The organism is Bacillus vallismortis (assembly GCF_004116955.1).
GTDB classification, from domain to species: Bacteria; Bacillota; Bacilli; order Bacillales; family Bacillaceae; genus Bacillus; species Bacillus vallismortis.
Window position 1 is genome coordinate 513,463 of record NZ_CP026362.1, and the last position, 26,425, is coordinate 539,887.

27 protein-coding genes are annotated in these 26,425 nt (G+C 45.3%); 22 read left to right on the forward strand and 5 right to left on the reverse strand.

The genetic code is table 11. The features are described 5' to 3' along the window. Nucleotides 1-125 precede the first annotated feature (125 nt). On the reverse strand, nt 126-1,061 hold the full coding sequence (gene cysK, locus BV11031_RS02825) for a cysteine synthase A (RefSeq protein ID WP_041952565.1): 936 nt from the start codon (nt 1,059-1,061) through the stop codon (nt 126-128). Nucleotides 1,062-1,209: 148 nt separating this feature from the next. Between cysK and thpR the strand changes: the two genes are divergently transcribed. The 5 genes from thpR (at nt 1,210) to BV11031_RS02850 (ending at nt 6,837) form a co-directional block, all read left to right on the forward strand. Beyond that, nucleotides 1,210-1,761: an RNA 2',3'-cyclic phosphodiesterase gene (thpR, locus tag BV11031_RS02830; protein ID WP_010329570.1), complete on the forward strand. Its 552-nt coding sequence runs from the start codon at nt 1,210-1,212 to the stop codon at nt 1,759-1,761. 25 nt (nt 1,762-1,786) lie between these two features. Next, nucleotides 1,787-2,701: a hypothetical protein gene (locus BV11031_RS02835; RefSeq protein WP_010329571.1), complete on the forward strand. Its 915-nt coding sequence runs from the start codon at nt 1,787-1,789 to the stop codon at nt 2,699-2,701. 48 nt (nt 2,702-2,749) lie between these two features. Next, a complete protein-coding gene (locus BV11031_RS02840; protein WP_010329572.1) occupies nt 2,750-3,679 on the forward strand; it encodes a YegS/Rv2252/BmrU family lipid kinase in 930 nt (309 codons plus the stop codon). 24 nt (nt 3,680-3,703) lie between these two features. Continuing rightward, nucleotides 3,704-5,860, forward strand: a complete 2,157-nt coding sequence (gene pulA / locus BV11031_RS02845) for a type I pullulanase (protein WP_010329573.1) — start codon at nt 3,704-3,706, stop codon at nt 5,858-5,860. Nucleotides 5,861-6,039: 179 nt separating this feature from the next. Continuing rightward, nucleotides 6,040-6,837, forward strand: coding sequence for a phosphotransferase family protein (locus BV11031_RS02850; protein ID WP_010329574.1), 798 nt, complete (start codon nt 6,040-6,042; stop codon nt 6,835-6,837). Here the strand turns inward: BV11031_RS02850 and BV11031_RS02855 are convergent, their stop codons facing one another. Further along, nucleotides 6,838-7,116 (reverse strand): YtzH-like family protein, encoded by a 279-nt coding sequence (locus BV11031_RS02855; RefSeq protein WP_010329575.1) that lies wholly within the window; start codon nt 7,114-7,116, stop codon nt 6,838-6,840. 206 nt (nt 7,117-7,322) lie between these two features. On the opposite strand from BV11031_RS02855, the gene trmB reads away from it, so the two are divergent. The 3 genes from trmB to BV11031_RS02870 all read left to right on the forward strand — a co-directional run bounded on the left by trmB (nt 7,323) and on the right by BV11031_RS02870 (nt 10,665). Then, nucleotides 7,323-7,964, forward strand: coding sequence for a tRNA (guanosine(46)-N7)-methyltransferase TrmB (gene trmB / locus BV11031_RS02860; RefSeq protein WP_010329576.1), 642 nt, complete (start codon nt 7,323-7,325; stop codon nt 7,962-7,964). 69 nt (nt 7,965-8,033) lie between these two features. Then, on the forward strand, nt 8,034-8,879 hold the full coding sequence (locus BV11031_RS02865; protein WP_010329577.1) for a YtnP family quorum-quenching lactonase: 846 nt from the start codon (nt 8,034-8,036) through the stop codon (nt 8,877-8,879). A gap of 82 nt (nt 8,880-8,961) precedes the next feature. Next, nucleotides 8,962-10,665 (forward strand): NAD-dependent malic enzyme, encoded by a 1,704-nt coding sequence (locus BV11031_RS02870; RefSeq protein WP_010329578.1) that lies wholly within the window; start codon nt 8,962-8,964, stop codon nt 10,663-10,665. 48 nt (nt 10,666-10,713) lie between these two features. On the opposite strand, the gene BV11031_RS02875 is transcribed toward BV11031_RS02870, so the two are convergent. After that, the gene (locus BV11031_RS02875; protein ID WP_003223432.1) at nt 10,714-11,031 is read right to left on the reverse strand and encodes a PepSY domain-containing protein; all 318 of its coding nucleotides are present in this window, start codon (nt 11,029-11,031) and stop codon (nt 10,714-10,716) included. 158 nt (nt 11,032-11,189) lie between these two features. Here BV11031_RS02875 and BV11031_RS02880 point away from each other — a divergent pair, with 158 nt between their 5' ends. Then, nucleotides 11,190-12,263: a M42 family metallopeptidase gene (locus tag BV11031_RS02880; protein ID WP_010329579.1), complete on the forward strand. Its 1,074-nt coding sequence runs from the start codon at nt 11,190-11,192 to the stop codon at nt 12,261-12,263. Nucleotides 12,264-12,319: 56 nt separating this feature from the next. Here BV11031_RS02880 and BV11031_RS02885 read toward each other — a convergent pair whose 3' ends face one another. Continuing rightward, entirely contained in the window at nt 12,320-12,766 is a 447-nt protein-coding gene (locus BV11031_RS02885; RefSeq protein ID WP_010329580.1) for a YtoQ family protein, read from the reverse strand. A gap of 78 nt (nt 12,767-12,844) precedes the next feature. Here BV11031_RS02885 and BV11031_RS02890 point away from each other — a divergent pair, with 78 nt between their 5' ends. From BV11031_RS02890 to ytxJ, 9 genes are all read left to right on the forward strand, one after another. Beyond that, nucleotides 12,845-12,961, forward strand: a complete 117-nt coding sequence (locus BV11031_RS02890; protein ID WP_121643765.1) for a hypothetical protein — start codon at nt 12,845-12,847, stop codon at nt 12,959-12,961. 39 nt (nt 12,962-13,000) lie between these two features. Beyond that, complete coding sequence (locus tag BV11031_RS02895; RefSeq protein ID WP_010329581.1) at nt 13,001-13,324, forward strand: thioredoxin family protein; 324 nt, start codon at nt 13,001-13,003, stop codon at nt 13,322-13,324. 14 nt (nt 13,325-13,338) lie between these two features. Beyond that, nucleotides 13,339-14,148 carry a DUF1444 domain-containing protein gene (locus BV11031_RS02900; protein ID WP_026014490.1) on the forward strand — a complete coding sequence of 270 codons (810 nt, stop codon included), beginning with the start codon at nt 13,339-13,341 and terminating at the stop codon, nt 14,146-14,148. 15 nt (nt 14,149-14,163) lie between these two features. After that, nucleotides 14,164-14,769: a YtpR family tRNA-binding protein gene (gene ytpR / locus BV11031_RS02905; RefSeq protein WP_010329583.1), complete on the forward strand. Its 606-nt coding sequence runs from the start codon at nt 14,164-14,166 to the stop codon at nt 14,767-14,769. Between the two features lie 158 nt (nt 14,770-14,927). Further along, a complete protein-coding gene (locus BV11031_RS02910; RefSeq protein ID WP_010329584.1) occupies nt 14,928-17,822 on the forward strand; it encodes a DNA translocase FtsK in 2,895 nt (964 codons plus the stop codon). A 250-nt stretch (nt 17,823-18,072) separates the two neighbouring features. Continuing rightward, a complete protein-coding gene (murC, locus tag BV11031_RS02915) occupies nt 18,073-19,371 on the forward strand; it encodes a UDP-N-acetylmuramate--L-alanine ligase (RefSeq protein WP_010329585.1) in 1,299 nt (432 codons plus the stop codon). 161 nt (nt 19,372-19,532) lie between these two features. Further along, nucleotides 19,533-19,955: a DUF948 domain-containing protein gene (locus tag BV11031_RS02920; protein ID WP_010329586.1), complete on the forward strand. Its 423-nt coding sequence runs from the start codon at nt 19,533-19,535 to the stop codon at nt 19,953-19,955. A 29-nt stretch (nt 19,956-19,984) separates the two neighbouring features. Further along, the gene (locus BV11031_RS02925) at nt 19,985-20,440 is read left to right on the forward strand and encodes a YtxH domain-containing protein (protein WP_010329587.1); all 456 of its coding nucleotides are present in this window, start codon (nt 19,985-19,987) and stop codon (nt 20,438-20,440) included. 23 nt (nt 20,441-20,463) lie between these two features. Next, complete coding sequence (ytxJ, locus tag BV11031_RS02930) at nt 20,464-20,790, forward strand: bacillithiol system redox-active protein YtxJ (RefSeq protein ID WP_010329588.1); 327 nt, start codon at nt 20,464-20,466, stop codon at nt 20,788-20,790. A gap of 51 nt (nt 20,791-20,841) precedes the next feature. Here ytxJ and BV11031_RS02935 read toward each other — a convergent pair. Next, nucleotides 20,842-22,190, reverse strand: a protein-coding gene (locus BV11031_RS02935; RefSeq protein WP_128568219.1) for an IS3 family transposase whose coding sequence is annotated in 2 segments (ribosomal slippage) — nt 20,842-21,746 and nt 21,746-22,190 — 1,350 coding nt in all. Because the reading frame shifts where the segments join, the coding sequence is not laid out codon by codon here. 276 nt (nt 22,191-22,466) lie between these two features. Here BV11031_RS02935 and BV11031_RS02940 point away from each other — a divergent pair. The 4 genes from BV11031_RS02940 to motS all read left to right on the forward strand — a co-directional run bounded on the left by BV11031_RS02940 (nt 22,467) and on the right by motS (nt 26,421). Next, nucleotides 22,467-23,543 carry a bifunctional 3-deoxy-7-phosphoheptulonate synthase/chorismate mutase gene (locus tag BV11031_RS02940; RefSeq protein ID WP_010329590.1) on the forward strand — a complete coding sequence of 359 codons (1,077 nt, stop codon included), beginning with the start codon at nt 22,467-22,469 and terminating at the stop codon, nt 23,541-23,543. Between the two features lie 273 nt (nt 23,544-23,816). After that, a complete protein-coding gene (ccpA, locus tag BV11031_RS02945) occupies nt 23,817-24,821 on the forward strand; it encodes a catabolite control protein A (RefSeq protein WP_010329591.1) in 1,005 nt (334 codons plus the stop codon). Nucleotides 24,822-24,884: 63 nt separating this feature from the next. Next, complete coding sequence (motP, locus tag BV11031_RS02950; protein ID WP_010329592.1) at nt 24,885-25,703, forward strand: flagellar motor protein MotP; 819 nt, start codon at nt 24,885-24,887, stop codon at nt 25,701-25,703. Then, complete coding sequence (motS, locus tag BV11031_RS02955; protein ID WP_010329593.1) at nt 25,693-26,421, forward strand: flagellar motor protein MotS; 729 nt, start codon at nt 25,693-25,695, stop codon at nt 26,419-26,421. Before motP ends, motS begins: the two co-directional genes overlap by 11 nt. The last annotated feature ends 4 nt before the right edge of the window (nt 26,422-26,425 follow it).

Genomic DNA, 26,425 nt, shown 5'->3' on the forward strand with positions numbered 1-26,425 from the left:
TGCTCGTCCTTCCTAGACTTCAAGGGTTTTCAATCACGCTGAAAAGATACAAAGTCATAAAACGAAAACCGTTTTATGACTTTGTCAACAATCTGAGACGGGCTTCTTCTGAAGCCCGTCCTTTTTTAAATAAATGACCATAAATCAGTTGATAAATACCGTTCTCCCGTATCGGCTGTCATGCAGACCACGACTTGGTCAGGAGAGAGGCGTTTCGCTGTTTCGATTGCCGCATAGCAGGCAGCGCCTGATGAAGGGCCGACAAGTATTCCTTCTTCGGCAGCAAGGCGCCTAGTCGTCGTATAGGCGTCTTCATCAGAGATTTTAATAATTTCGTCATAGACGTCTTGATTTAAAATGGGAGGAATAAAGCCCGGGCTTGTCCCTACAAGCTTATGTGCGCCGGGCTTTCCTCCGGATAATACAGGCGAACCCGCGGGCTCAACAACATGAACCGTGATATCCGGGAAAAGCTCTTTGAGCGCTTCGCCTGTTCCTGTAATGGTTCCTCCTGTTCCGGAAGAGGCGACAAAAGCGCCGAGCGGTTTGCCGATTTCCTCTATTGCCCGGGCAATTTCAGGCGCCGTTGTTTTTCGGTGCGCGTCAGGATTTGCAGTGTTATCAAACTGCATGGGAATATAGCTGTTCGGAATTTGTTCAGCAAGCTCTTTTGCTTTTTTGATGCTGCCCGGCATTCTTTCCGCTCCGGGTGTTAACACAACCTCTGCGCCGTAAGCTTTAAGAAGGTTGATTCGTTCCTTTGTCATCGTATCAGGCATGACTAAGATTGCCTTGTAGCCGCGTGCCGCCGCATTCATGGCGAGCCCGATGCCGGTATTTCCGCTAGTCGGCTCTATAATCACTGATCCCGGTTTGAGCAAACCGTTTTGTTCTGCTTCTATTATCATATGATAAGCGGCTCTGTCTTTCACACTGCCGCTCGGATTGAAAAATTCAAGCTTTAAATAGACTTGTGCCGCGTTTTCCGGCTGAAGCCGATTCAATCTCACAAGCGGTGTATCTCCAATCAGATCAGCTGTATTTTCAACGATTTTCAACATTGTCATTCCTTTCTGAATAAAACAAGTGTCATATAATATCCTAACATAATAAACGTTTGTGCGAGAGTGTTTTCATACACTGTTCCTCTATTCGCACAGCCTCTTTATTGATAAAATAATAGCAGTTGCAGAAGGGAGTGTCAGACGGATGCCAGATATACGGCCTCATTATTTCATCGGCGTTCCCATTCCTGAGGGAATTGCGAATCCGATTTACCGGGCTGCGAAAAACGAGCCGGTTTTGACGTTTCAAAAATGGGTGCACCCGCTTGACTATCATATTACGTTAATTTTTCTAGGAGCGGCGGATGATACACAAATCCAGCAGCTTGAAGGCTCGCTGGCTGCGCTTGCTTCAGATACCGATCCGTTTCCGATTGAGTTTGGCAAAATTGATGTATTCGGCGACCGGAGAAGGCCGCGTGTTTTACACCTCGAGCCAAAGAAAAACAAGGCACTTGAAACCCTTCGGGAACAAACAAAACAGGCTGTTCTCCAAGCCGGCTTTCAAGTGGAAAAAAGGCCGTATCACCCGCATATGACGCTGGCCAGAAAATGGACAGGCGAAGAAGGATTTCCGTCACATGTTCCATTTGAAAGCGGCGAGGTTTCGATGCGGGCTGAACGGTTTTCGCTCTTTCAAATACACTTAAACCAATCACCAAAATACGAAGAAATATTTAAATTTCATTTATCATAATTCATTGCGGAGTGGAGAAACCAATATGGCACAAATCATCAAAATTCATGATTATATATCGAGATATGAGCTTGATCCGTACCATTACATCAATCAGTTTGTACGGCTGAAAAAAGAGCGCTGGCTTTCACTATTAGAAGCAGCGGAGCGCCAGCATGAAGAAAGACAAGCCAGGGCCAAAGAGCCGGAACCGGTGCAGAAACGAAAAAAATTTTCATTGAAAAGAAGAAAAGAAGAGATAAACGCCGATATACAAGAAGAGAGACACCAATGGTTTGAGGAAGAGGACAATTTCCATGTAAGGCTGCCGACGAGCAGAATGGCGCTTGCTTCTTTTTATAAAAGACATTTATATGAATTTCAGCTCAAATGGGCAAGCTCTACTCTTGCAGAAATGTCTCATCTCTCAAACCAGGTGAAGCAGGACCGCATTTTGCGTTATCTGACCCAGCAGCTGCCTGATTCTTATTTCATTATGTATAAGCCTGTGCTGAAAATTCAGCAGGCGGCGGTTGAATTAAGCATTGTGATTATTTCCCCTCTAGACATTTATTGCGTTACGTTCTTAGAGGCGGAAGAAGACAGTGTGTACATAGGGTCTAAAAATCGTTTTTGGGAGAAGAAAACAGCCTCTCAAACTGCATCAGTGTTAAATCCGGGGCTTAGCCTGTTTCGAACGGAATCCGTTGTGTCAAAGATCATAAAGGAAAAGCAGGCCGATATACCGGTTCGCAAATTGCTTCTGAGCAGAACATCGTATATCGATTATCCGGAGGCGCCATATGGATTGGAAATAGTGGATAAGCGGAGCGCCGAAGAGTGGATGGAGCGGCAGAAGAAAAACACCGCCCCGGTTAAACATCATCAGGTAAAGGCTGCAAAGGCTCTATTGTCTTACTGCATGTCTGATTCCTATCGCAGACGAGAATGGCTGGAGTAAAAGAGAACGATTTGAGCGGTTTTCTCATAACATAAGCAGGTGAGAAAGATGAGCCATTGGTTTTTTATTATTAATCCGACAGCGGGGCATCGAAACGGCCTGCGTGTTTGGAAGTCTATTCAAAAGGAATTGGTCAAACGAAAAGTCGAGCACCGCTCATTTTTAACTGAACACCCGGGACACGCAGAGGTGCTCGCCAGGCAGATTTCAACGATACAGGAATACAAGCTGAAGCGCCTGATTGTCATTGGCGGAGACGGAACCATGCATGAAGTTGTCAACGGACTGAAAGATGTTGACGATATCGAACTAAGTTTTGTGCCAGCGGGTGCATATAATGATTTTTCGAGAGGATTTTCTATTAAAAAAATGGATCTGATACAGGAAATCAGGAAGCAAAAGCGTCCGTTAACCAGAACCTTTCATTTAGGGAGCGTTCAATTCCTTCAGGATAAATCACAGATCCTTTTTTTTATGAATCATATCGGGATCGGGTTTGACGCATATGTCAATAAAAAGGCGATGGAATTTCCGTTAAGACGGGTTTTACTGTTTCTGCGCCTGCGATTTCTTGTGTACCCGCTTTCCCATTTGCACGCCTCGGCGACCTTTAAGCCGTTTTCATTAGCTTGTACAACGGAAGGCGAGACGCATGAATTTCATGATGTGTGGTTTGCGATTGTATCCAACCATCCATTTTATGGGGGCGGCATGAAGGCGGCGCCGCTTGCAAATCCGCGCGAGAAGGCATTTGATATCGTGATCGTTGAAAATCAGCCGTTTTTGAAAAAATATTGGCTATTATGTCTGATGGCTTTTGGTAAACATACAAAGATGGCCGGCGTTACGATGTTTAAAGCAAAAGACATTACGTTTTACACGAAGGACAAAATTCCGTTTCATGCTGACGGTGAAATCATGGGAACCACCCCGTTTCGTTTGGCATCCAGTCCTTCACCCCTAAAGATCAAAACATAAACGCCGTTAGGAGGAGAGCTTCCGATGGTCAGTATCCGCCGCAGCTTTGAAGCGTATGTCGATGACGTGAATATCATTACGGTTCTAATTCCGGCTGAACAAAAAGGCATCATGAAACCGCCTTTTCGGCTGGAGACAGAAACAACAGATGTCCCTTTGATTGTCAGGGAGGAATATCCGCTTGAAGAAAAATATAAGTACGTCTGCGTAGCGGACCGTGCAGTGACTCTCGGGACAACACATGCGGTGAGTGCGTCCAGCGGCGACAAAACGGATCTCCAAATAGGCGCGGTCATCCGGACGGGCGCGTTTGATGATGAATTTTATTATGACGGAGAGCTGGGGGCTGTTTATACTGCGGATTATACTGAATTTAAAGTATGGGCGCCTGCCGCGGCCTCGGCTGCTGTCAGGCTTTCACATCCGAATAAAAGCGGGCGCACATTCCAAATGGTTCGGATGGAAAAAGGCGTCTACACCGTAACTGTCGCCGGTGATCTTCACGGGTATGAATATGTGTTCTGCATTTGCAACAATTCAGAATGGACGGAAACCGTTGACCCGTATGCAAAGGCCGTGACGGTAAATGGGGAGAAGGGTGTCGTCCTGCGTCCGGATCAAATGAAAGAGGGCGACCCTCTCGCACCATTCTCCAATCCTGTGGATGCTGTCATTTACGAGATGCACATCCGCGACTTCTCCACCGATGAAAACAGCGGCATGAAAAACAAGGGAAAATACTTAGCGCTGACGGAAACTGATACGCAAACCGCAAATGGCTGTTCTTCCGGACTGGCGTATGTAAAAGAGCTCGGCGTTACACATGTAGAGCTTCTGCCGGTAAATGATTTTGCCGGAGTTGATGAAGAGAAGCCGCTTGATGCTTACAATTGGGGATATAACCCGCTTCATTTTTTTGCCCCGGAGGGAAGTTACGCCTCAACTCCTCATGATCCTCAAATAAGAAAAACAGAGTTAAAACAAATGATCAAAACCCTTCATCAGCATGGCCTGCGCGTCATTTTGGATGTTGTCTTTAACCATGTGTACGAAAGGGAGAATTCCCCTTTTGAAAAGACAGTGCCAGGCTATTTTTTCCGGCATGACGAATTTGGGATGCCGTCAAACGGCACAGGCGTTGGCAATGACATCGCGTCAGAAAGACGGATGGCGAGAAAATTCATCGCGGATTGCGTCATCTATTGGATTGAGGAATACGATGCCGACGGCTTCCGCTTTGATCTGCTCGGTATTTTAGATATGGACACCGTGCTTTACATGAAAGAAAAAGCAACAGCGGTAAAGCCCGGAATTCTGCTTTTTGGAGAAGGATGGGATTTGGCGACACCGCTGCCTCATGAACAGAAAGCCACTTTGGCGAATGCTTCAAAAATGCCGGGCATCGGCTTTTTTAATGATATGTTTCGTGATGCTGTGAAAGGGAACACCTTTCATCTCATGGCAGCGGGCTTTGCGCTCGGCTGCGGTGAAGCAGCGGAAACCGTTATGCACGGAATTGCCGGGTCTTCGGGATGGAAGGCATTAGCACCAATCGTTCCTGAACCGAGCCAGTCCATCAATTATGTTGAGTCACACGACAATCACACTTTTTGGGATAAAATGTCCTTTGCGCTGCCTCAAGAAACTGACAGCCGAAAGAGAAGCAGACAAAGGCTGGCAGCCGCGATTATCTTGCTTGCCCAGGGAGTGCCGTTTATTCACAGCGGACAGGAATTTTTCCGAACGAAGCAGGGTGTGGAAAACAGCTATCAATCCAGTGACAGCATCAACCAGCTGGATTGGGGTCGGCGTGAAACATTCAAAGAAGATGTTGACTACATCCGCAGACTGATTTCGCTAAGAAAAGCGCACCCGGCGTTCCGTCTCAGATCGGCTGCAGACATCAAGCGCCATTTGGAATGTTTGACGCTCAACGAACTCCTCATCGCATACAGGCTTTTTGATCTCGGCGAGGTTGATGAATGGGAAGACATCATCGTGATCCACCACGCGAGTCCGGAATCTGTGGAGTGGAAGTTGCCAAACGACAAAACGTACCGGCTTTTATGTGATACATCGGGTTTTCGGCAAGACCTGAAAGAAATCAAGAAAGCGGTTGCGGTAAACGGTCTCGGAACGGTTATCTTATATTTAGCATCAGATCTTAAGAGTTTTGCTTGACGAAGTTTGTGCTATAGCGCTAAAATTTAAAGGACGGCTATTGATTAGCATATGAGACTCTCAATAGCTGTCTTTTTTATTTTCATACGATTCTTACGAAAAAGGCACTCGCGGGATAGACTAGAGACGATTAGCCTTTATTCTAAAATATTTTAAGAAATGATGGGTTGAACATTGATATGAACTGGTTGGGACAATTACTAGGTAGCGATTGGGAGATCTTCCCCGCCGGAGGAGCTACAGGAGATGCATATTATGCGAAACATAACGGGCAGCAGCTTTTTTTAAAACGTAATAGCTCACCTTTTTTAGCTGTTTTATCCGCCGAAGGCATTGTTCCGAAGCTGGTTTGGACAAAACGGATGGAAAATGGGGACGTGATAACGGCCCAGCACTGGATGACCGGCAGAGAGCTGAAGCCAAAAGATATGAGCGAACGGCCCGTTGCTGAATTGCTTCGTAAAATACACACATCAAAAGCCTTGCTGGACATGCTGAAGAGACTTGGAAAAGAACCGCTGAACCCGGGGGCTCTTTTGTCTCAGCTTAAGCAGGCTGTATTTGCTGTGCAGCAATCTTCGCCGCTGATTCAAGAAGGGATCAAGTATTTAGAAGAACATCTGCATGAAGTGCATTTCGGTGAGAAAGTCGTTTGCCATTGTGATGTCAATCATAATAACTGGCTATTGTCTGAAGACAACCAGCTGTATTTAATTGACTGGGACGGCGCCATGATCGCCGATCCGGCGATGGATCTCGGCCCTTTGCTGTACCACTACGTCGAAAAGCCAGCTTGGGAGAGCTGGCTGAGCATGTACGGCATTGAGCTAACAGAGGGCCTGCGCCTACGAATGGCTTGGTATGTGTTAGCTGAAACAATCACTTTCATCGCCTGGCATCATGCAAAAGGCAATGATAAGAGATTTCATGATGCGATGGAAGAACTGCATATACTCATGAAACGTATCGCTGAATAATCAGGAATATGAATCCATTTGCTCTACCCATTGAGACAGGCTGGTCTGATGCTCTTGTATGTGTGAGTCGATGGATTTGGACGATATTCCTGATTGGCTGTAGCGGTAAACATCTTCAAGCACGTTTTTGAAGTTTGAATCAAGCTCGGTGTTTGCCATGAGCGATTTAATCACGCGTTCAAGCTGCTCGTACTCTGCAACGGTTCCGCAGCAGTCCAATTGATGGTCAGTCAATATATCCTTTAATAAATGAACTTGATGCTCATAATGTAAACCCATAACGGTACACATCCCTTCAGTATCATACGGGTTAAATTGTTCAAAACAGAGCGTTTTTATACATGTGAAAGGAGTGTTCCGACAGACGGGAACCTCTTTTTTTATATACTCAGCTTTAGCAGGCACGCTTTAAAAAAACGAGCTTGCGGGTCTTTTTAATTCATGGTATGTTGTTAGTCGAAATAATAGATAGAGGTGTCAATCATATGAGAATGCGCCACAAGCCTTGGGCTGATGACTTTTTGGCTGAAAACGCAAATATTGCCATCAGCAACCCTGCTGATTATAAAGGAAAATGGAACACAGTGTTTGGCAACGACAATCCCATTCATATCGAGGTGGGGACAGGAAAAGGGCAATTTATTTCTGGAATGGGCAAACAAAATCCAGACATCAATTATATTGGAATTGAGTTATTTAAAAGCGTTATCGTGACAGCCGTGCAAAAAGTAAAAGATAGTGAAGTGCCAAATGTAAAACTTCTGAATATAGATGCGGACACGTTGACGGATGTATTTGAGCCAGGTGAGGTCAAACGGGTTTACTTAAACTTTTCTGATCCTTGGCCGAAGAAACGCCATGAAAAACGCCGTCTGACATATTCCCACTTCCTCAAAAAATATGAAGAAGTAATGGGGAAAGGCGGAGCGATTCATTTTAAAACGGACAACCGCGGCTTGTTTGAGTACTCTTTGAAGAGCTTCTCTGAGTACGGCCTGCTGCTGACATATGTCAGTCTCGACCTGCATAACAGCCATCTGGAAGGCAATATTATGACAGAATATGAAGAAAAATTCTCAGCGCTCGGCCAGCCGATCTATCGGGCTGAGGTTGAATGGAGAACATAAACAGACTCTGATACAGGAGTCTGTTTTTTTTATGGGCCGTTTGCTACCATGATGACAGGAGGGATGAAAATGGAAACAATGAAAATGGGAAATTTCACGTTGACCTGGCTTAACGGAGGCGTGACACATATGGACGGAGGCGCCATGTTCGGCGTTGTTCCAAAGCCGCTATGGTCTAAAAAATATCCAGTTAATGAAAAAAACCAGATTGAACTAAGGACAGATCCGATTCTCATTCAAAAGGACGGGCTCAATATTATCGTCGACGCCGGGATTGGTTCCGGCAAGCTGACTGATAAACAAAAACGAAACTATGGTGTGACACAGGAGTCGAATGTGAAAACCTCATTAGCGGCACTCGGATTAACGGTGAATGATATTGACGCTGTCGCTATGACACACCTCCATTTCGACCATGCCTGCGGTTTGACGGAATATGAAGGAGAGCAACTCGTGTCAGTTTTTCCGAATGCAGTGATTTATGCATCAGCTGTTGAGTGGAATGAAATGCGCCATCCTAATATCAGGTCAAAAAATACGTACTGGAAAGAAAACTGGGAGGCTGTTGCCGGCCAAGTCAAAACCTTTGAAGACACCTTCACGATCACAGAGGGGATTACGCTGCATCACACCGGGGGCCATAGCAACGGCCACAGTGTACTTATATGCGAGGATGCGAGTGAAACCGCCGTACATATGGCTGATCTGATGCCGACACACGCCCACCAAAATCCCCTATGGGTGCTGGCTTATGATGATTATCCGATGACCTCCATCCCGCAAAAGCAGAAATGGCAGGCATTCGCGGCGGAAAAAGACGCTTGGTTTATTTTTTATCACGATGCCCAATACCGTGCGCTGAAATGGGATGAGAATGGAAGTATCAAAGATGCAGTCAAGCGCATAAAGCAATAGCATATTTTCATGTTTACCCTGCATGTTTTCCGGATAATAATGCAAACCTAGTACCAATTATGCTCAGAAAGGAAGAGGCAGGGTGAAACAATTCAAAGTAACAAACGAAGGAGACATTCAAACAACATTAAGAGGCCTTGAAATACTCTCTGTTCCTTTTTTGAACAAAGGTGTTGCTTTTACTGAGGAAGAAAGAAAAGAACTGGGGTTAAAAGGCTTTCTCCCGCCAAAGGTATTAACGATTGAAGATCAGGCGAAAAGGGCGTATGAACAATATTCCGCTCAGCCTGATGATTTGAGCAAAAATGTGTATTTAACCGCGCTGCATGATCGGAATGAAACGCTGTTTTACCGCCTGTTAAATGATCACTTAGGGGAAATGCTACCGATTGTCTATACACCCACAGTTGGAACGGCGATCCAGAGATACAGCCATGAATACAGAAAGCCAAGAGGGCTTTACCTATCAATCGATGACCCAGACGGTATGAGAGAAGCATTCAAACAGTATAAAGATCAACGCGATACAATCGATTTAATCGTTGCAACGGATGCGGAAGGAATTTTAGGAATCGGAGACTGGGGTGTCGGCGGAATCGCGATTTCTATTGGCAAGCTGGCGGTTTATACGGCGGCTGCCGGCATAGATCCAAGCAGAGTGCTGGCTGTTGTTTTAGATGCGGGGACAAACCAGGAGAGCCTCTTGAACGACCCGCTTTATGTCGGCAACCAGCATTCCAGAGTGCGCGGTGAACGCTATGACCAATTTATTGACGAGTATGTTGCGCTCGCGAGAGAATCATTCCCGAATGCGTTGCTGCACTGGGAGGATTTTGGAGCGAAAAACGCGCGCAGCATTTTGAAACGTTATAAAGACAAAATTTGTACATTTAATGATGATATCCAAGGAACAGGCGCGGTTTCACTGGCGGCCGTTTTATCTTGTGCAAAAGCGTCTAAAGTGCCGCTGAGAGATCACAGAGTCGTCATATTCGGAGCGGGGACGGCAGGAATCGGGATTGCTGAACAGCTGCGCGAGGCTTTGGTGCGTGAAGGATTGAGTGAGGAAGAATCTTTCAACCGCTTCTGGTGCATAGACCGAAACGGACTGTTAACAGATGATATGGAGCAGCTTCTTGATTTCCAAAAGCCTTACGCGCGTCCGGCTGATGAGGTCAAGGATTATCAGCGGAACGGAGAAGGAGGAGGCATTGATCTCCTTGAAGTGGTCCGGCAGGCGAAACCGACGATCCTGATCGGCACATCAACTGTTTCGGGCGCATTTACTGAAGAAATTGTTAAAGAAATGGCTTCACATGTGAAACGGCCGGCCATTTTGCCAATGTCGAATCCGACCGCTCTTTCCGAAGCGAAACCTCAGGATTTGATCAAATGGACGGAAGGCCGCGCACTTGTCACGACAGGAAGCCCGTTTGCGCCTGTGGAATATGACGGCGTCACGTACCATATCGGCCAGGCAAACAACGCGCTTGTTTTTCCTGGTCTCGGGCTTGGAACGATTGTCACCAAATCAAAATTAATAACTGATGGCATGTTCGAAGCATGTGCCCGGGCGATCGCAAGTATGGTCAATGTCGGAGTGCCTGGCGCGCCGATGCTGCCGAAGATAGAGGATTTGCGGACTGTATCGGCAACCGTTGCGGTGGAAGTGGCTAAAACAGCGATTAAGGAAGGCGTTGCGACGGAAGAGCCTGAAGACATCATACAGGCTGTGCAGGACGCCATGTGGTATCCGGTATACAAACCGATACGCGCGATTTCATAAAAAGAGCCGCTGCGTGGGCAGCGGCTTCTATTTTATGCTTGTCCGGTGTTAGGAGGCAATTGTATCAATGACATCTACAATTTCCCCCGTTTTCGCATCCACCATGACTTCATACTGCTCTAATTCTCCGAAAGCGGATCGTGTAATGCCGGTTTTGTATACCTGTACCGTTTCTCCGTTCACATTGTAAGGCTCCGGCTGGGTGTAAATCCATGATCCGTCAATCGGCCCCCGTTGCTTAAAAGCGGATTTTACGATTCGAAGCGCTTTTTCTGAAGAAATATAAGGCTTCATCACATACTGTTTCACAACGACGGCCGTACAAATGCCAAGTCCTGCTCCTAAAAGAAGATGACGCAATTTCATAATAAAGCACCTCCTGGTTGGTCGTACTTTTCATTATACAGAAACCGCCAAATCCTGTTAAGCAATACGCGGCTGTTGGAGCAGATTCAGTCACGGTGCTTGGAAAACTAGAATTTTTCGAATAAAATAAAAGGACTACATAGAAATGAGGGGAAAACATGAATCAAGAAACGAAAGCGCTTTTCCAAACACTGACGCAGCTTCCCGGCGCGCCGGGCAATGAGCATCAGGTTCGTGCTTTTATGAAGCAAGAGCTGGCTAAATATGCCGATGACATCGTTCAGGACAGACTGGGAAGTGTTTTCGGAGTCAGACATGGTCAAGAGGGCGCACCGAGAATTATGGTTGCCGGGCATATGGACGAAGTCGGCTTCATGGTCACGTCAATTACAGACAACGGGCTGCTCAGGTTTCAGACGCTCGGGGGCTGGTGGAGCCAGGTGCTGCTTGCACAGCGAGTTGAAATTCAGACAGATAATGGGCCCGTTCCGGGTGTGATTTCAAGCATACCGCCGCATCTGCTGACAGACGCCCAACGAAACCGCCCGATGGATGTCAAAAACATGATGATCGATATTGGCGCGGATGATAAGGAAGACGCTATTAAAATCGGCATCAAACCGGGACAGCAAATTGTGCCTGTCTGTCCGTTTACGACGATGGCGAATGAAAAGAAACTTTTATCAAAGGCATGGGATAACCGATATGGCTGCGGCTTGAGCATTGAACTTCTGAAGGAATTGCACGGGAAAGAACTTCCGAACACGCTCTATGCGGGTGCGACCGTTCAAGAAGAAGTGGGGCTGAGGGGCGCGCAGACGGCTTCCCATTTGATTAAGCCGGACTTGTTTTTCGCCCTTGACGCCAGCCCGGCAAACGATATGAGCGGTGACAAAAACGAATTTGGCCAGCTTGGAAAAGGCTTTTTACTCCGCATTCTTGACAGAACGACAGTCATGCACCGCGGTATGAGAGAATTTGTTCTTGATATGGCGGAAACGCATGACATTCCGTATCAATATTTTGTATCCGGCGGGGGAACGGATGCGGGCAGAGTCCATATTTCGAACAGCGGCGTTCCGTCAGCGGTAATCGGAATTTGTTCACGCTACATTCATACGAACGCTTCTATCATTCATATTGATGACTATGCGGCTGCGAAAGAAATGCTCATCAAACTTGTGACAGCCTGTGATAAGCAGACGGTGGATGCGATTAAAGAAAATATGTAGATATTGTGAAAGCTTGTTGAACGGGGCCGTAAGCCCGGATTCGACAAGCTTTTTTCTTATTCTGTTTCAAATAGATAGGAGAGGGCTTTGATAGCTTGGTTCACGGTTTCAACCGTTATATTTGCTTTGTTGGAAAGCTCTTTTAAAGGATGATGGAGCGACTCCGGCCGGATCATAATCAGGGGTTTCCCTTTTGCAATCGCATATGAGGCATCCATTGCCGTGTTCCACTGTTTGTATTTTTCGCCAAACAGAGCGATCACAAAGTCTGCTTTATTCATCAGGACAGCGGTTCTGAAGTTGTTCATGTCAGAGGCTTTGTCATCCTTCAAAACGGCATTTGGCTGAACGCCTACAATTTCCTCTCCGATATTGTCTGAGCGGTCATGATTCTCCATTGGGCCGACAAACGTAATCGGCAGCTTCAGTGATTTTGTTTTCTCTTTGATTTCCTCCCGCCAATTGCTGTGGATTTCTCCAGCTAAGTAGACGATAAACTCCATACTAAAATCACTCCTTATGTATGTCCATCTGTAAATGTTACCCTTATGAACACGATGTTAAACGAAACGAGCTTGATAATGCAAATAAAATATGATAATGATAATGGGAAAGCCAATCTTACATATTCATTTATTGCATATAAGTGGTGTTGCCGCAAGCAGTTTGGTATGATCCAAATGGACGAGTATCGATAAACCAACATGTAAGAACATCAACAACTGGAGGGATATGAAATGAAAAAAATTGAATCAACTCAAGAGCTGGAAAAAGCGGTAAAGGATGATTGGGCGGTCTTTATGTTTTCAGCCGACTGGTGCCCTGATTGCCGTTTTGTAGAGCCTTTTCTGCCTGAACTCGAAGCGGATTTCCCTGAATTCACATACTACTACGTAGACCGAGACAAATTCATTGATACGTGTGCAGAGTGGGAAATTTACGGAATCCCAAGCTTTGTCGTGTTTAATGAAGGGAAAGAAGTGAATCGTTTTGTGAGCAAAGACCGCAAAACAAAAGAAGAAATAGAACAGTTTTTAACAGACTCTCTCGCTAAAGCGTAAAGGAGGACACCGGTTTGAAAATGACCTCAAGGAAGCTGTCAGATATCCTGAAACAGCGCCTTCAGCACGAGAATCGCTCCTTTCTGTTTGACAGAGAAAAAGACACTCTCCGTGTTGAGGATCAAACGACCAAAAAAGGAATTACGCTCGACCTGCCGCCGATTATTGCAAAATGGGAACTGAAAAAAGACGAAGCCATTGATGAAATTGTGTACTACGTTTCAGAAGCAATGACGGCAATGGAAGGAAAGGCTCAGGAAATGGCCGGAAAAGAAAGCCGCATTTACCCGGTGATCCGCTCGACTTCTTTCCCGGACAAGTCCAGCGAAGATATTCCGCTTATTTATGACGATCATACCGCAGAGACAAGAATTTATTACGCGCTTGACCTCGGGAAAACCTATCGTTTAATCGATCAGCGCATGCTTGAAAAAGAGAACTGGACAAAAGAGCGGATCAGAGAGACGGCTGCATTTAATCTCCGTTCCTTGCCTCCGGTTGTCAAAGAGGATACAGTTGCCGGCAATCACTTTTATTTCTTCAGAGCAAACGACGGTTACGATGCCAGCCGGATTCTGAACGAAGCGATTTTAAATGAATACAAGCAGCGTGCAGAAGGCGAGCTGGCGATCTCTGTTCCCCATCAAGACGTTCTGATTCTTGCTGACATCCGGAATGAATCGGGGTATGATATTCTAGGGCAAATGTCGATGAGCTTCTTTGCAAGCGGCACCGTTCCGATTACAGCCCTTTCATTTTTATACAATGAAGGAAAGCTGGAGCCGGTGTTTATCCTGGCGAAAAGCCGTCCGAAAAAGGATTAGAAAGGATTTTTACTTATGAACGCATTTTATAATAATGAAGGTGTGGGAGACACGCTTCTGATCTCTCTTCAAGATGTAACACGCGAACAAATAAGCTATGAAAAACATGGCGATGTCGTCAGAATTTTTCATAACGAAACAAAGGAAACAACAGGCTTCAACATTTTCAACGCGTCTTCCTATTTGACCATTGATGAAAAAGGTCCTGTTGCGCTCTCAGAAACGTTTGTGCAAGATGTGAATGAGATTCTGAACCGAAACGGCGTTGAAGAAACATTGGTCGTTGATGTATCTCCGAAGTTTGTTGTGGGATATGTGGAATCAAAAGAAAAGCATCCGAATGCGGATAAATTAAGCGTATGTAAAGTCAATGTAGGAGAAGAAACGCTTCAGATCGTCTGCGGCGCACCAAATGTTGACCAAGGGCAAAAAGTGGTCGTTGCCAAAGTCGGTGCTGTGATGCCGAGCGGACTTGTCATTAAGGATGCTGAGCTTCGCGGCGTTCCGTCAAGCGGAATGATCTGCTCGGCGAAAGAGCTCGCTTTGCCGGATGCCCCGGCTGAAAAAGGAATCCTTGTGTTAGAAGGAGACCATGAGGCGGGAGACGCATTTCAGTTTTAGACTCCCATAAATCCGCCCAAAAAAACGAATCATGTGAAAAGCCGCTAAGCCCTTGTTTAGCGGCTTTGTTTTGCTGAAAGCTTAATCTTTTCTGGGCAGACAAGCAATGGTATACTAAAAAACGTCCCAGAAAACTATAAGGGAGTTAGAGATAAATTATGAGTTGGCTTCATAAATTTTTTGATTTGTTTTTAGGCGAGAGCAAAGAGGATGATGAACGGGAAACAAAAACCGCTCACATTCCGCAGCAACAAGAAGTAGAAGTAGATCATTCCGAAGGACAATTAAAAAGATTGGAAGATCCTAAAATATATTATGAATACCCAAACGGCAAGTTCCGTTTTCCAGTCGTGCCTGACGGATACAACAATCATGACCTGAGAAGGCGCCGCGCACCATCGGACAAACCGCAATCCGCGCCCCGTCCAAGCGCCGCCCCACAGAACGACCGTCAAAAAAATGAAAACGAGCAGCATACATATCAAACATCAGAGCCGGCGAAGAAACCATTTAAACCAACAAATATCCCTTCGCCTATATATGGATTCAATCAAAAACCATCTGTCAAAAAGGATGTGCCAAAGCAGCCTTCTGACGCATTGAAGGCATCGGACAAATCTGTAAAAGAGAAGGTAACACTGCTGTCAGAAGAAATGGAACGTGAACGCTCCTATTCAGATCCAGCTCCAGACAGACAGAAACAGCACGTAAAAGAAGGGCCTTTCTTTCCGGATGCACAATTTGGAGAACAGCCTTCTGGTGTCTTAAGCGGAACGTCTGCAGAGCGTGATGAAGCGCTGGGGCAGCGCCCAGCCGAGCCGTCAAATAACAAAGGGCCGTCTGAATCGGGCATTCAGCAGCCGGAAAAAGAGGTGTCTTTATTCGATGTTGAACCCGATAAAGAGCAAACGGCACCTGAGACACTGACAAATACCGTGACTGAGAGAAAGGAAAGCCCGTCAAACAGCGGAGTAAGCTTTGAAGACACTGAGACGGTTCAGATTCAAGAAGAACGAGCAGTAAAACACCCTGAGAAATTAGAAGAACTTATCTTCCGCGCTGAACAGGATGAAGAACAAACAGCACCTGAGTTGACAGTGGCAGTATCTGAAAGTGAAGTATGGGAAGAACCGTCAGACAGCGAAGTAAAGAATCAACGCGAAATCACGCGAGGTGCTGCTGAGACCTCCGCTGTTCAAGAAGAACAAATAGATATTCAACAGGAAGAGCCTTTCTTGCATGCCGGCTTCGAGGAAAGGGAAACAGCATCGGAGTCTCCGACGCAAGCAGAAACCGTTGCTAAAGAATCGCAAGAGCCATCAGACAGCATTATAGATGATCAGTACGACATCCCGGGAGAAGCTGAGAACACGAAGGTAGATGTTCAGCCAGACAGCGATGCAGAACTGGTGCAGAAGGACAGCCTGGAGCAAGGTTCCAGCCCGTTTGCTGCAGCCCATGAAAACCAGCGGGAAAGTCACGCAGACGAAACACATAGAGCAGTAGAAGAGCCGCAAAAGAAGCCTGTCATGCAGGAGAAACGTACTGAGCGAAGCGCATCTCCTCAAAAAGGTCCGTCCGTTCCTTTTAATGTCATGATGCTGAAAAGAGATACACACAAACAGCAAAAAGCAGAGGAGCGCCGCGGCAACTACGTGTTTCCGAATGTCGCACTGCTTGATGTCCCGCCAGCGCAAGTTCAAGATGATACTGCGTGGATCGAAGAACAGCGCCAGCTTCTTGATTTGACCCTGAAAAATTTCAATGTCCGCGCCAATGTCGTCCATGTGACCCAGGGGCCGTCTGTGACAAGATTCGAAGTGCACCCTGAGCCAGGCGTAAAAGTGAATAAAATCACCAACTTGTCTGATGATATTAAGCTCAGCCTGTCCGCAAAAGACATACGGATTGAAGCGCCGATTCCGGGGAAAAACACGATCGGAATTGAAGTTCCGAACCGCATGAGCAAGGTGGTTGATCTGCGCCAGATGATTCGAAGCTCAGCTTTCAGGACAAGCAAGTCACCGCTTACGGCAGCACTGGGATTGGATATCTCAGGAAATCCCGTCGTCATCGACTTAAAGAAAATGCCGCATGGCTTGATTGCCGGTGCTACGGGCTCGGGAAAAAGCGTATGCATCAATACTATTTTAGTCAGCCTGCTTTATAAAGCTGACCCGAGCGAGGTAAAGGTGCTGCTGATTGATCCGAAAATGGTAGAGCTGGCTCCTTACAATAAAATTCCTCACCTTGTCAGCCCGGTCATTACGGATGCTAAAGCGGCTACGGCTGCATTAAAATGGGTTGTTGAGGAAATGGAGCGGCGCTATGAATTATTTGCTCATTCCGGTGTCCGCGACATTGACCGCTTTAATCAATTAACGGCGGAACACCACACGGGCGAAAAGCTGCCGTATTTAGTGGTCGTTATTGATGAGCTTGCCGATTTGATGATGGTGGCTCCAAATGATGTCGAAGAGAGCATTGCGCGGATCGCCCAAAAAGCCAGAGCGTGCGGAATCCATCTGCTCGTCGCGACTCAGCGGCCGTCAGTCGATGTCATTACCGGTCTGATTAAGGCGAATATCCCGACGAGAATTGCATTCTCTGTCTCAAGCCAGGTTGATTCCCGTACGATCATTGACATAGCCGGAGCGGAAAAGCTTCTTGGAAAAGGCGATATGCTCTTTTTGGAAAACGGGTCGGGAAAACCTGTCCGCTTGCAAGGAAACTTTGTATCGGACCGCGAAATCGACCGCGTCGTTTCCCATGTCAGAAGTCAAATGCCGCCAACCTATTTATTTGAACAAGAAGAGCTGGTAAGACAAGGATCAGCCCTGAAAGAAGAGGATGAACTGTTTGACGAAGCGTGTGAGTTTGTGGTTGAGCAAAACAGCGCGAGCACTTCAAGCCTGCAAAGAAGATTCAGAATCGGATATAATCGCGCGGCAAGGCTGATTGATATGATGGAAGCGGAAGGCATGATCTCAGAGGCAAAAGGAAGCAAGCCTCGTGAGGTGCTGATCACAGCAAGTGATTTAATAAACGAATAATATAGGTTCATTTTCACACCAAACATGGTATGATAGTGTTTAGAGCATTTAACAGCTATGCCGCTTTACAGCAGATGGGCATAGACAAATCTTGATATCTAGGTTTAATCAGATAGAAATAACCGGATACTGAACATAACAAAACATATAAAAATACGCCGCAAAGGGTGGCTTTTCAGCCGCCGCGGTCGCAAATTGAAATGAGCGTCATATACTGGGGAACAGATAGACGTTTGTTGGAGGTACAATTATGACTGTTTATCATTTTGTTGGAATAAAAGGGACCGGTATGAGTCCGCTTGCCCAAATACTTCATGATAATGGATATACTGTCCAAGGATCGGATATCGAAAAATTTATTTTTACGCAAACAGCGCTTGAAAAAAGAAATATTACCGTTCTTCCTTTTAGCGCGGATAATATCAAACCGGACATGACAGTCATCGCCGGAAACGCATTCCCAGACACGCATCCAGAGATTGAAAAAGCCATGTCTGAAGGAATTCCGGTGATACGTTATCATAAGTTTTTAGGCGACTATATGAAAAAATTCACCAGTGTTGCCGTTACAGGCGCACACGGAAAAACGTCGACTACGGGTCTGCTGGCTCACGTGATCCGAAACGCAAAACCGACCTCTTTCTTAATCGGGGACGGAACAGGCCAGGGAAATGAAAACAGTGAATACTTTGTGTTTGAAGCGTGTGAATACCGCCGCCATTTCTTAAGCTATCAGCCTGACTACGCGATCATGACGAACATTGATTTTGACCACCCGGATTATTTCTCAAGCATTGACGATGTGTTTGACGCTTTTCAAGAGATGGCTCTTCAAGTCAACAAAGGCATTATTGCCTGCGGAGACGATGAGCATCTGCCGAAAATCCATGCAAACGTCCCGGTTGTGTATTACGGCACTGGGGAAGAAAATGATTTTCAAGCCAGAAACATCGTAAAAAGCACGGAAGGGACAACTTTCGATGTATTTGTCCGCAATACATTCTATGATACGTTTTATATTCCTGCGTACGGCCACCACAATGTATTAAACTCATTGGCGGTCATTGCGTTATGCCATTATGAAGAAATTGATTCCAGCATCATTAAGCACGCCCTCAAATCATTCGGCGGCGTCAAACGCAGATTCAATGAAAAGCAGCTCGGGGATCAAGTGCTGATTGATGATTACGCTCATCACCCGACAGAAATAAAAGTGACGATTGAGGCGGCAAGACAGAAATATCCTGATCGTGAAATCGTCGCGGTATTCCAGCCTCATACATTTACACGGACGCAGCAATTTCTTGATCAATTCGCAGAAAGCCTGAGCGGGGCTGATTGCGTGTATTTATGCGATATTTTCGGCTCAGCCCGGGAGAATGCAGGAAAGCTGACAATCGGCGACCTGCAGGGAAAAATTCATAATGCAAAACTCATTGAAGAAGATGATACATCTGTTTTAAAAGCTCATGAAAAAGCCGTTCTCATCTTTATGGGAGCTGGAGATATCCAAAAATATATGAGAGCCTATGAAAACGTCATGGCATAATAAAAAGCAGTGTTCTCACTGCTTTTTCTTTATCTGATGGATAAGCTTGTTAAAGGATTTTCTTACATAATAGAGAATACTATGTATACAGCCCAGTATACATGTTTATGATTTTAGAAAACGGGTAAACAGCAGTATATCCTGCAGCAAGGAGGTTTAAGATGATTATTATTCTTTATTTAAGCGTTGCCCTCATCGCAATCGCATTTCTCGTATTAGTGATCTACTTGTCCAAGACATTGAAGTCACTGCAGCTCACCCTAAAACATGTCGCATCCACTCTCGAAGGGCTGGAGGGACAAATGAAGGGCATCACAACTGAAACAGCCGAGCTTTTACATAAGACCAACCGCCTGGCTGAAGATATTCAGGAAAAATCAGAAAAGCTGAACACGGTCGTCCATGCTGTTCAAGGAGTGGGAACTTCTGTACAGCAGTTCAATACATCCATGAAACAGGCGGCGGGGTCTGTATCGGCATCAGTAAGAGAAAATCAAGACAAGATCAATCAAGTTGTCACATGGAGCCAAGCAGCGATGGAAATGTGGGAGAAATGGAAGCTAAGAAAAAAATCAACTCTCTAAGAGAAAAAACACTATGAGGAGGAATAATGATGAGCAAAGATGGAATTAATAGTAAAGATTTTTTAATCGGAACTTTAATCGGAGGAATCATCGGTGCCACTACCGCTCTTTTTCTAGCGCCAAAATCAGGAAAAGAACTTCGTGACGATCTAGGCAACCAAGCTGTTGCTTTGCGTGACAAAACGGACAAAATGACGGCGGATGCGAAAGAAAAAGGCACGCAATATGTCAGCATCGCAAAAGACAAAACATCGAACATCACGCAGCTTGTAGCGGATCAGTCAGGGCAAATCATGAACAAGGTGAAAGATTTAAGAGACCGTTCCAAATCTGCAACAAGCGATTCATCAACTGAAATGCAAGAAATGAGAGAAGAAGCGATGCAGGCGGCCGGCGAAACAAAAGACCAAGTCCGTCAAACGAAAGAAGATGTAAAAGACGAACTGAAAGATGCACAAAAACAGGCTGAGCATATCAACCGCTAAGCAGGGAAGGAAGATCTTGAGTCATGGCAAAACAGCTTATTCAATCTGAAGAAGAATTTAAACAGATTGCAGAACAGGAAGACACTTTCGTTTTCTTTAAACACAGTACCACATGCCCGATCAGCCAGGCAGCATTCCATGAGTTTGATGCCTTTGCAAGTCAGCATGAGGATGTGCCGGCTTACTATCTTCAAGTACAAGCAGCTCGCCCGCTGTCAAATTTCATCGCAGAAACATACGGCATAAGGCACGAAAGCCCTCAGGTTTTCGTCATCCAAAACGGTGAAGTAAAATGGCATACCTCACATTCACAAATTACAGAAGCGGCTATCAAGCAGCATTTGTCATAGAAAAAAGCGTCCAGATTGAAGTGATCCCCTAAAGTTAGACACGGGTTTTCATTAGGCAGTTTTTGAGGCATGAGTTCGGTATTGTACCGGACTCATGCCTTTTAGTTTTGCCTTTATTCGTTTTTGATTGTAGTAGTCAATATATAGTTCAAGTTCTTGCTTTAAGTGTTCGATACTTTCAAATTCTTTTAGGTACAGAAATTCAGACTTTAGGATGCCGAAGAAATTCTCGATCACTGCGTTATCGTAACAGTTGCCTTTTCGGGACATGCTTTGTGTAATCCCGCGTTCTTTTAAGGCTTGCCTATAATGCTTCATTTGGTAATGCCAGCCTTGGTCGGAATGCATAATGGGCTTGTCCCCATCTTTCAAATGCTTGAATGCCTGATCAAGCATCACCGAAACAAGAGAATAAACAGGCCTTAAACCAATCGTATAGGTAATGATCTCACCATTAAACAGATCTAATACGGGCGATACGTACAGCTTCTGCCCAAATAATTTGAACTCCGTCATGTCCGTGACCCATTTTTCATTTGGCTTTTCAGCTTTAAAGTTGCGCGCTAGAATGTTAGGCGCCACTTTGCCGTTTGTTCCTTTATATGAACGATATTTCTTCTTTCGAATCATACATTTTAGTCCGAGGGCTTTCATGATGCGCTGCACCTTCTTGTGATTGACCTTTCGTCCCCGATTCTTTAGTTCATCACGAATACGGCGGTATCCATACCGGCCTTGATGTTCTTTAAAAATAAGCTGAACCATCTTTTTTATGTCGGCATCTCGATCAGGGCGATCAAAATGCTTTACGCAGTAATAGTAGGTGCTGCGTGGGATACCTGCGAGCCTGAGAAGTGCTTTCACCGGATACTTATGCCTTAAATCATAGACTACTTGCGCTTTGTCTTGTTTGGTGATTGTTCTTTGTTTTGAACTAAGGCATTCAACTTTTTTAAATACTCATTCTCCATACGCAACCGTTCGTTTTCCGCCTGTAATGCTTCTATTGATCCTATAGCTGGTGCTTGCTTTCTTGTTTTCTTTTTCATGGACGGACGCCCCTTTTTCTTTGTTTTGAGGGCGTCTGCTCCTTGTGTTTGTACTACGTGCTGCCAGTTCCAAAGCGTTGAGTCAGAAGGCAAATTAAATATCGCAGCTGTTTCTAAGATAGACGTCCCATGTTCATTCATATAGTCAAGTACGTCTAGTTTATATTGGACTGGATAATTTGTATATGACTTTAAGAACGCTTTTTCACCGTGATATTGATATTTTCTCACCCAATATTGGAGTACCCTTTTATGCACTCCAATATGATTTGCGATCCCAAGCAAACTCTCGTTGCCGTTTATATAGCGTAAGACCGCGTTGATTTTTTCTTCGTTTTTAAATTTAGCCAAAAGAAAAAGCACCTCCAAATTTTAGACTGTGTCTAAAATTTGGGGTGCACTTCAGATTTAATCTGGCGCTTTTTTTTTGAAAAAACCCTTGAACATTGCCCTTACATCATGTAGGATAGCAACATAGATTACTTTATCACTTAAAAGCGTTTGGGTAATAAAGAGGAGTTTTTATAAAATTTTTTGTATTTCAGTATTTCCATTTGGAATTACTTATAGTAAGATGCATGATAACTACAAAATAAAAAATGAATGTGCAGGGAAAGGATGAAAAAAATGAGCAACACAGAGTTAGAGCTTTTAAGGCAGAAAGCAGACGAATTAAATCTGCAAATTTTAAAATTAATCAACGAACGCGGAAATGTTGTAAAAGAGATTGGTAAAGCGAAGGAAGCACAGGGTGTCAATCGATTTGACCCTGTCAGAGAACGCACAATGCTAAACAACATCATTGAAAACAATGACGGCCCGTTTGAAAATTCCACCATCCAGCACATTTTTAAAGAGATATTCAAAGCCGGTCTAGAGCTTCAGGAAGAAGACCACAGCAAAGCCCTCCTTGTCTCCCGCAAGAAAAAACCTGAAGATACAATTGTAGATATCAAAGGTGAAAAAGTCGGAGACGGCCAGCAAAGATTCATTGTCGGGCCATGTGCGGTAGAGAGCTACGAGCAGGTGGCTGAAGTGGCTGCGGCTGCGAAAAAACAAGGAATTAAGATTTTACGCGGAGGAGCCTTTAAGCCTCGTACGAGCCCTTACGATTTCCAAGGCCTTGGTGTTGAAGGCCTGCAAATTTTAAAACGTGTAGCGGACGAATTTGATCTGGCTGTGATCAGTGAAATCGTAACTCCGGCTCATATCGAAGAAGCACTGGACTACATTGATGTCATTCAAATCGGAGCGCGCAACATGCAAAACTTCGAATTGCTGAAAGCGGCCGGCGCAGTGAAAAAACCGGTGCTTCTGAAGCGCGGGCTTGCTGCAACGATTTCTGAATTCATCAATGCCGCTGAATACATCATGTCACAAGGAAACGACCAAATCATCCTTTGTGAGCGCGGGATCAGAACATACGAAACAGCAACGAGAAACACACTGGATATTTCCGCTGTACCGATTTTGAAACAAGAAACGCATTTGCCTGTTTTTGTTGATGTTACGCATTCAACTGGCCGCCGCGACCTCTTGCTTCCGACAGCTAAAGCCGCTTTAGCGATCGGTGCAGACGGCGTAATGGCTGAGGTTCACCCTGATCCGTCAGTCGCACTTTCTGACTCTGCGCAGCAAATGGCGATTCCTGAATTCGAAAACTGGCTGAATGAACTGAAACCAATGGTGAAAGTCAACGCATAATTACAATAAAAAAGGCCGCGGACGCGGCCTTTTTTTATGTTTTCTCGTTTATTTAGTTATAAAATCCAAGTATACGTTTTCATCAACTATAAAAACGTGTATAATTTCATGAGAAGTATTTAAATTTGATGAATAATGAAAAATAATGTAAACTACTGACTTACGCTTACAAAACATAAACGACATAAATTTGGACATTGTGACATTTCTCTACATAAAGTGTTTATGCTATAGATAAGGATAAGTGTATCCAGTAAAAGGAGTGGTTTTAGGATGAGCAATATTACGATCTACGATGTAGCGAGAGAAGCGAATGTAAGCATGGCAACCGTTTCCCGTGTCGTGAACGGCAACCCGAATGTAAAACCGACAACGCGGAAAAAAGTCTTGGAAGCCATTGAGCGTCTCGGCTACCGTCCAAACGCGGTGGCAAGAGGGCTGGCAAGCAAAAAAACAACAACTGTGGGTGTCATCATTCCCGATATCTCAAGCATTTTCTATTCAGAGCTTGCGCGCGGAATTGAAGATATCGCGACAATGTATAAATACAACATTATTTTGAGCAACTCCGACCAAAACATGGAGAAAGAGCTGCACCTGTTAAACACTATGCTCGGCAAACAAGTGGACGGCATCGTGTTTATGGGCGGGAACATTACGGACGAGCATGTTGCGGAATTTAAGCGTTCACCAGTGCCTATCGTACTTGCCGCTTCTGTTGAAGAGCAGGAGGAAACACCGTCAGTCGCGATCGATTACGAACAGGCGATTTATGATGCAGTGAAGCTTTTGGTTGATAAAGGACATACAGACATCGCATTCGTTTCCGGACCAATGACAGAACCAATCAACCGCTCGAAAAAACTCCAGGGCTACAAACGTGCGCTTCAAGAATCGAACCTTCCGTTTCATGAACAATTTGTCGCTGAAGGGGATTACACATACGATTCCGGGCTTGAAGCGCTGCAGCATTTGATGAGTCTGGACAACAAACCGACAGCCATTCTTTCCGCAACTGATGAAATGGCACTCGGCATTATCCATGCGGCTCAGGATCAAGGCTTATCCATTCCTGAGGATCTCGACATTATCGGCTTTGATAATACGAGATTAAGCCTCATGGTTCGCCCGCAGCTTTCAACAGTTGTTCAGCCGACATACGATATTGGCGCTGTTGCGATGAGACTGCTGACGAAGCTCATGAATAAAGAGCCGGTTGACGAGCATATTGTCGAACTGCCGCACCGCATAGAGCTAAGACAGTCAACCAAGTCATAAGAAAAACTAGAGAGCAAGCTTCACCTCTAAGGTGAATTCTTGCTTTTTTCATGGGGAGAAATGATGAAACGTTTTGATTATCTTACACCTGTTGGTTTTGTGTTAGGAACGATTATAATTGTAATCGGAATTATTTCGGGATCAGGAATAAGCGGTTTCCGCTCATTTCTTGATCTGACCTCTTTCTTCATCGTTACAGGAGGGCTCTGCGCCGCTGTCTTTATCAGCTTTCCGCCGAGAGAGCTGAGAAAAGCGCCCTCTGTGCTAAAGCAGGCATTTATCCGCCAGGAAGACAATGTGAAAGATCTCGTAAAAACCTTTGTCTCTCTTTCAGATCACGCCCGAAAACAGGGGCTTTTATCATTGGATGATCAGGCCCGGGAAATTAAGGATCCATTCCTGAAAAAAGGGCTGCTTTTAGCAATTGACGGCTGGGATGAAGAAACGATTCGGCTCGTCATGGATTCAGAGATCGCGGCAATGGAGGAACGGCATCGCAAAGGACGGCGTGTGTTTGAAAAAGCGGGGGAATTCGCTCCGGCATGGGGAATGATCGGAACACTCGTCGGGCTCGTGCTGATGCTTAAAAACTTAAATGACCCGCACATGCTTGGACCGAATATGGCCGTTGCGCTTCTGACAACCTTATACGGTTCACTGCTGGCAAACATGGTGTTCAACCCGATTGCGGCCAAGCTCGAAGAAAAAACAGAAAGTGAAATCTTCATCAAGCAGGTCATGGTTGAAGGCATAATCGGAATCCAATCCGGAAAAAACCCTCGCAACCTTGAAAGCCAGCTTGTCGTTTTCAGCTCCCGGGAAGAATGGCGGAAGCAGCCAAATCAAGCAAAAGCAAAAAAGGGATCTGTACATGAAGCTTAGAAGGGAACGTTTTGAAAAAAGGAATGGCAGCGGAAAAAAAAGACAACCTTCATCCAGCTGGATTGTCACTTTTTCGGACCTCATCACTTTGATCCTTGTGTTCTTTATTTTACTTTTTTCCATGTCCCAAATCGATCTCCAAAAATTTAAAGCGGCCGTCCAATCGATCCAAAAGGAAGGCGGCGGGATCCAGCCAGACCAAGCGTCCATAGTAAAAAAGGACACAGACCCGGCCGATGCAAAGAAGCAAAAAGATCAGCAGGACCAGCTTCTTAAGAAAGTAAATACATATATAGAAGACCACCATCTGAAGGCCCAAATGACAGCCAAACGGGATGAACGCGGTGTCGTGCTCGTTCTGCAGGAGTCTGTGCTGTTTGAATCAGGTGAGGCCAAGGTGCTGAAAAACGCTGAAGCACTTCTTCACCATATTGCCACTTTTCTGAAAACCATTCCAAATGACATTCAGGTGGAGGGGCATACAGACAGCCGAAATATTTCGACCTACCGTTATCCGTCGAACTGGGAACTCTCAGCAGCACGCGCGAGCGGAGTCATTCAATACTTCACATCAAAGGAGACACTTCCCTCAACGCGCTTTATCGCTGTTGGTTATGCGGATACAAAACCTGTAAAGGATAACAAGACAAACGAACACATGAAGGAAAACCGGCGTGTGGAAATTGTCATCAAAAAAACAAAAACGACCTCTTCTTGAAGGT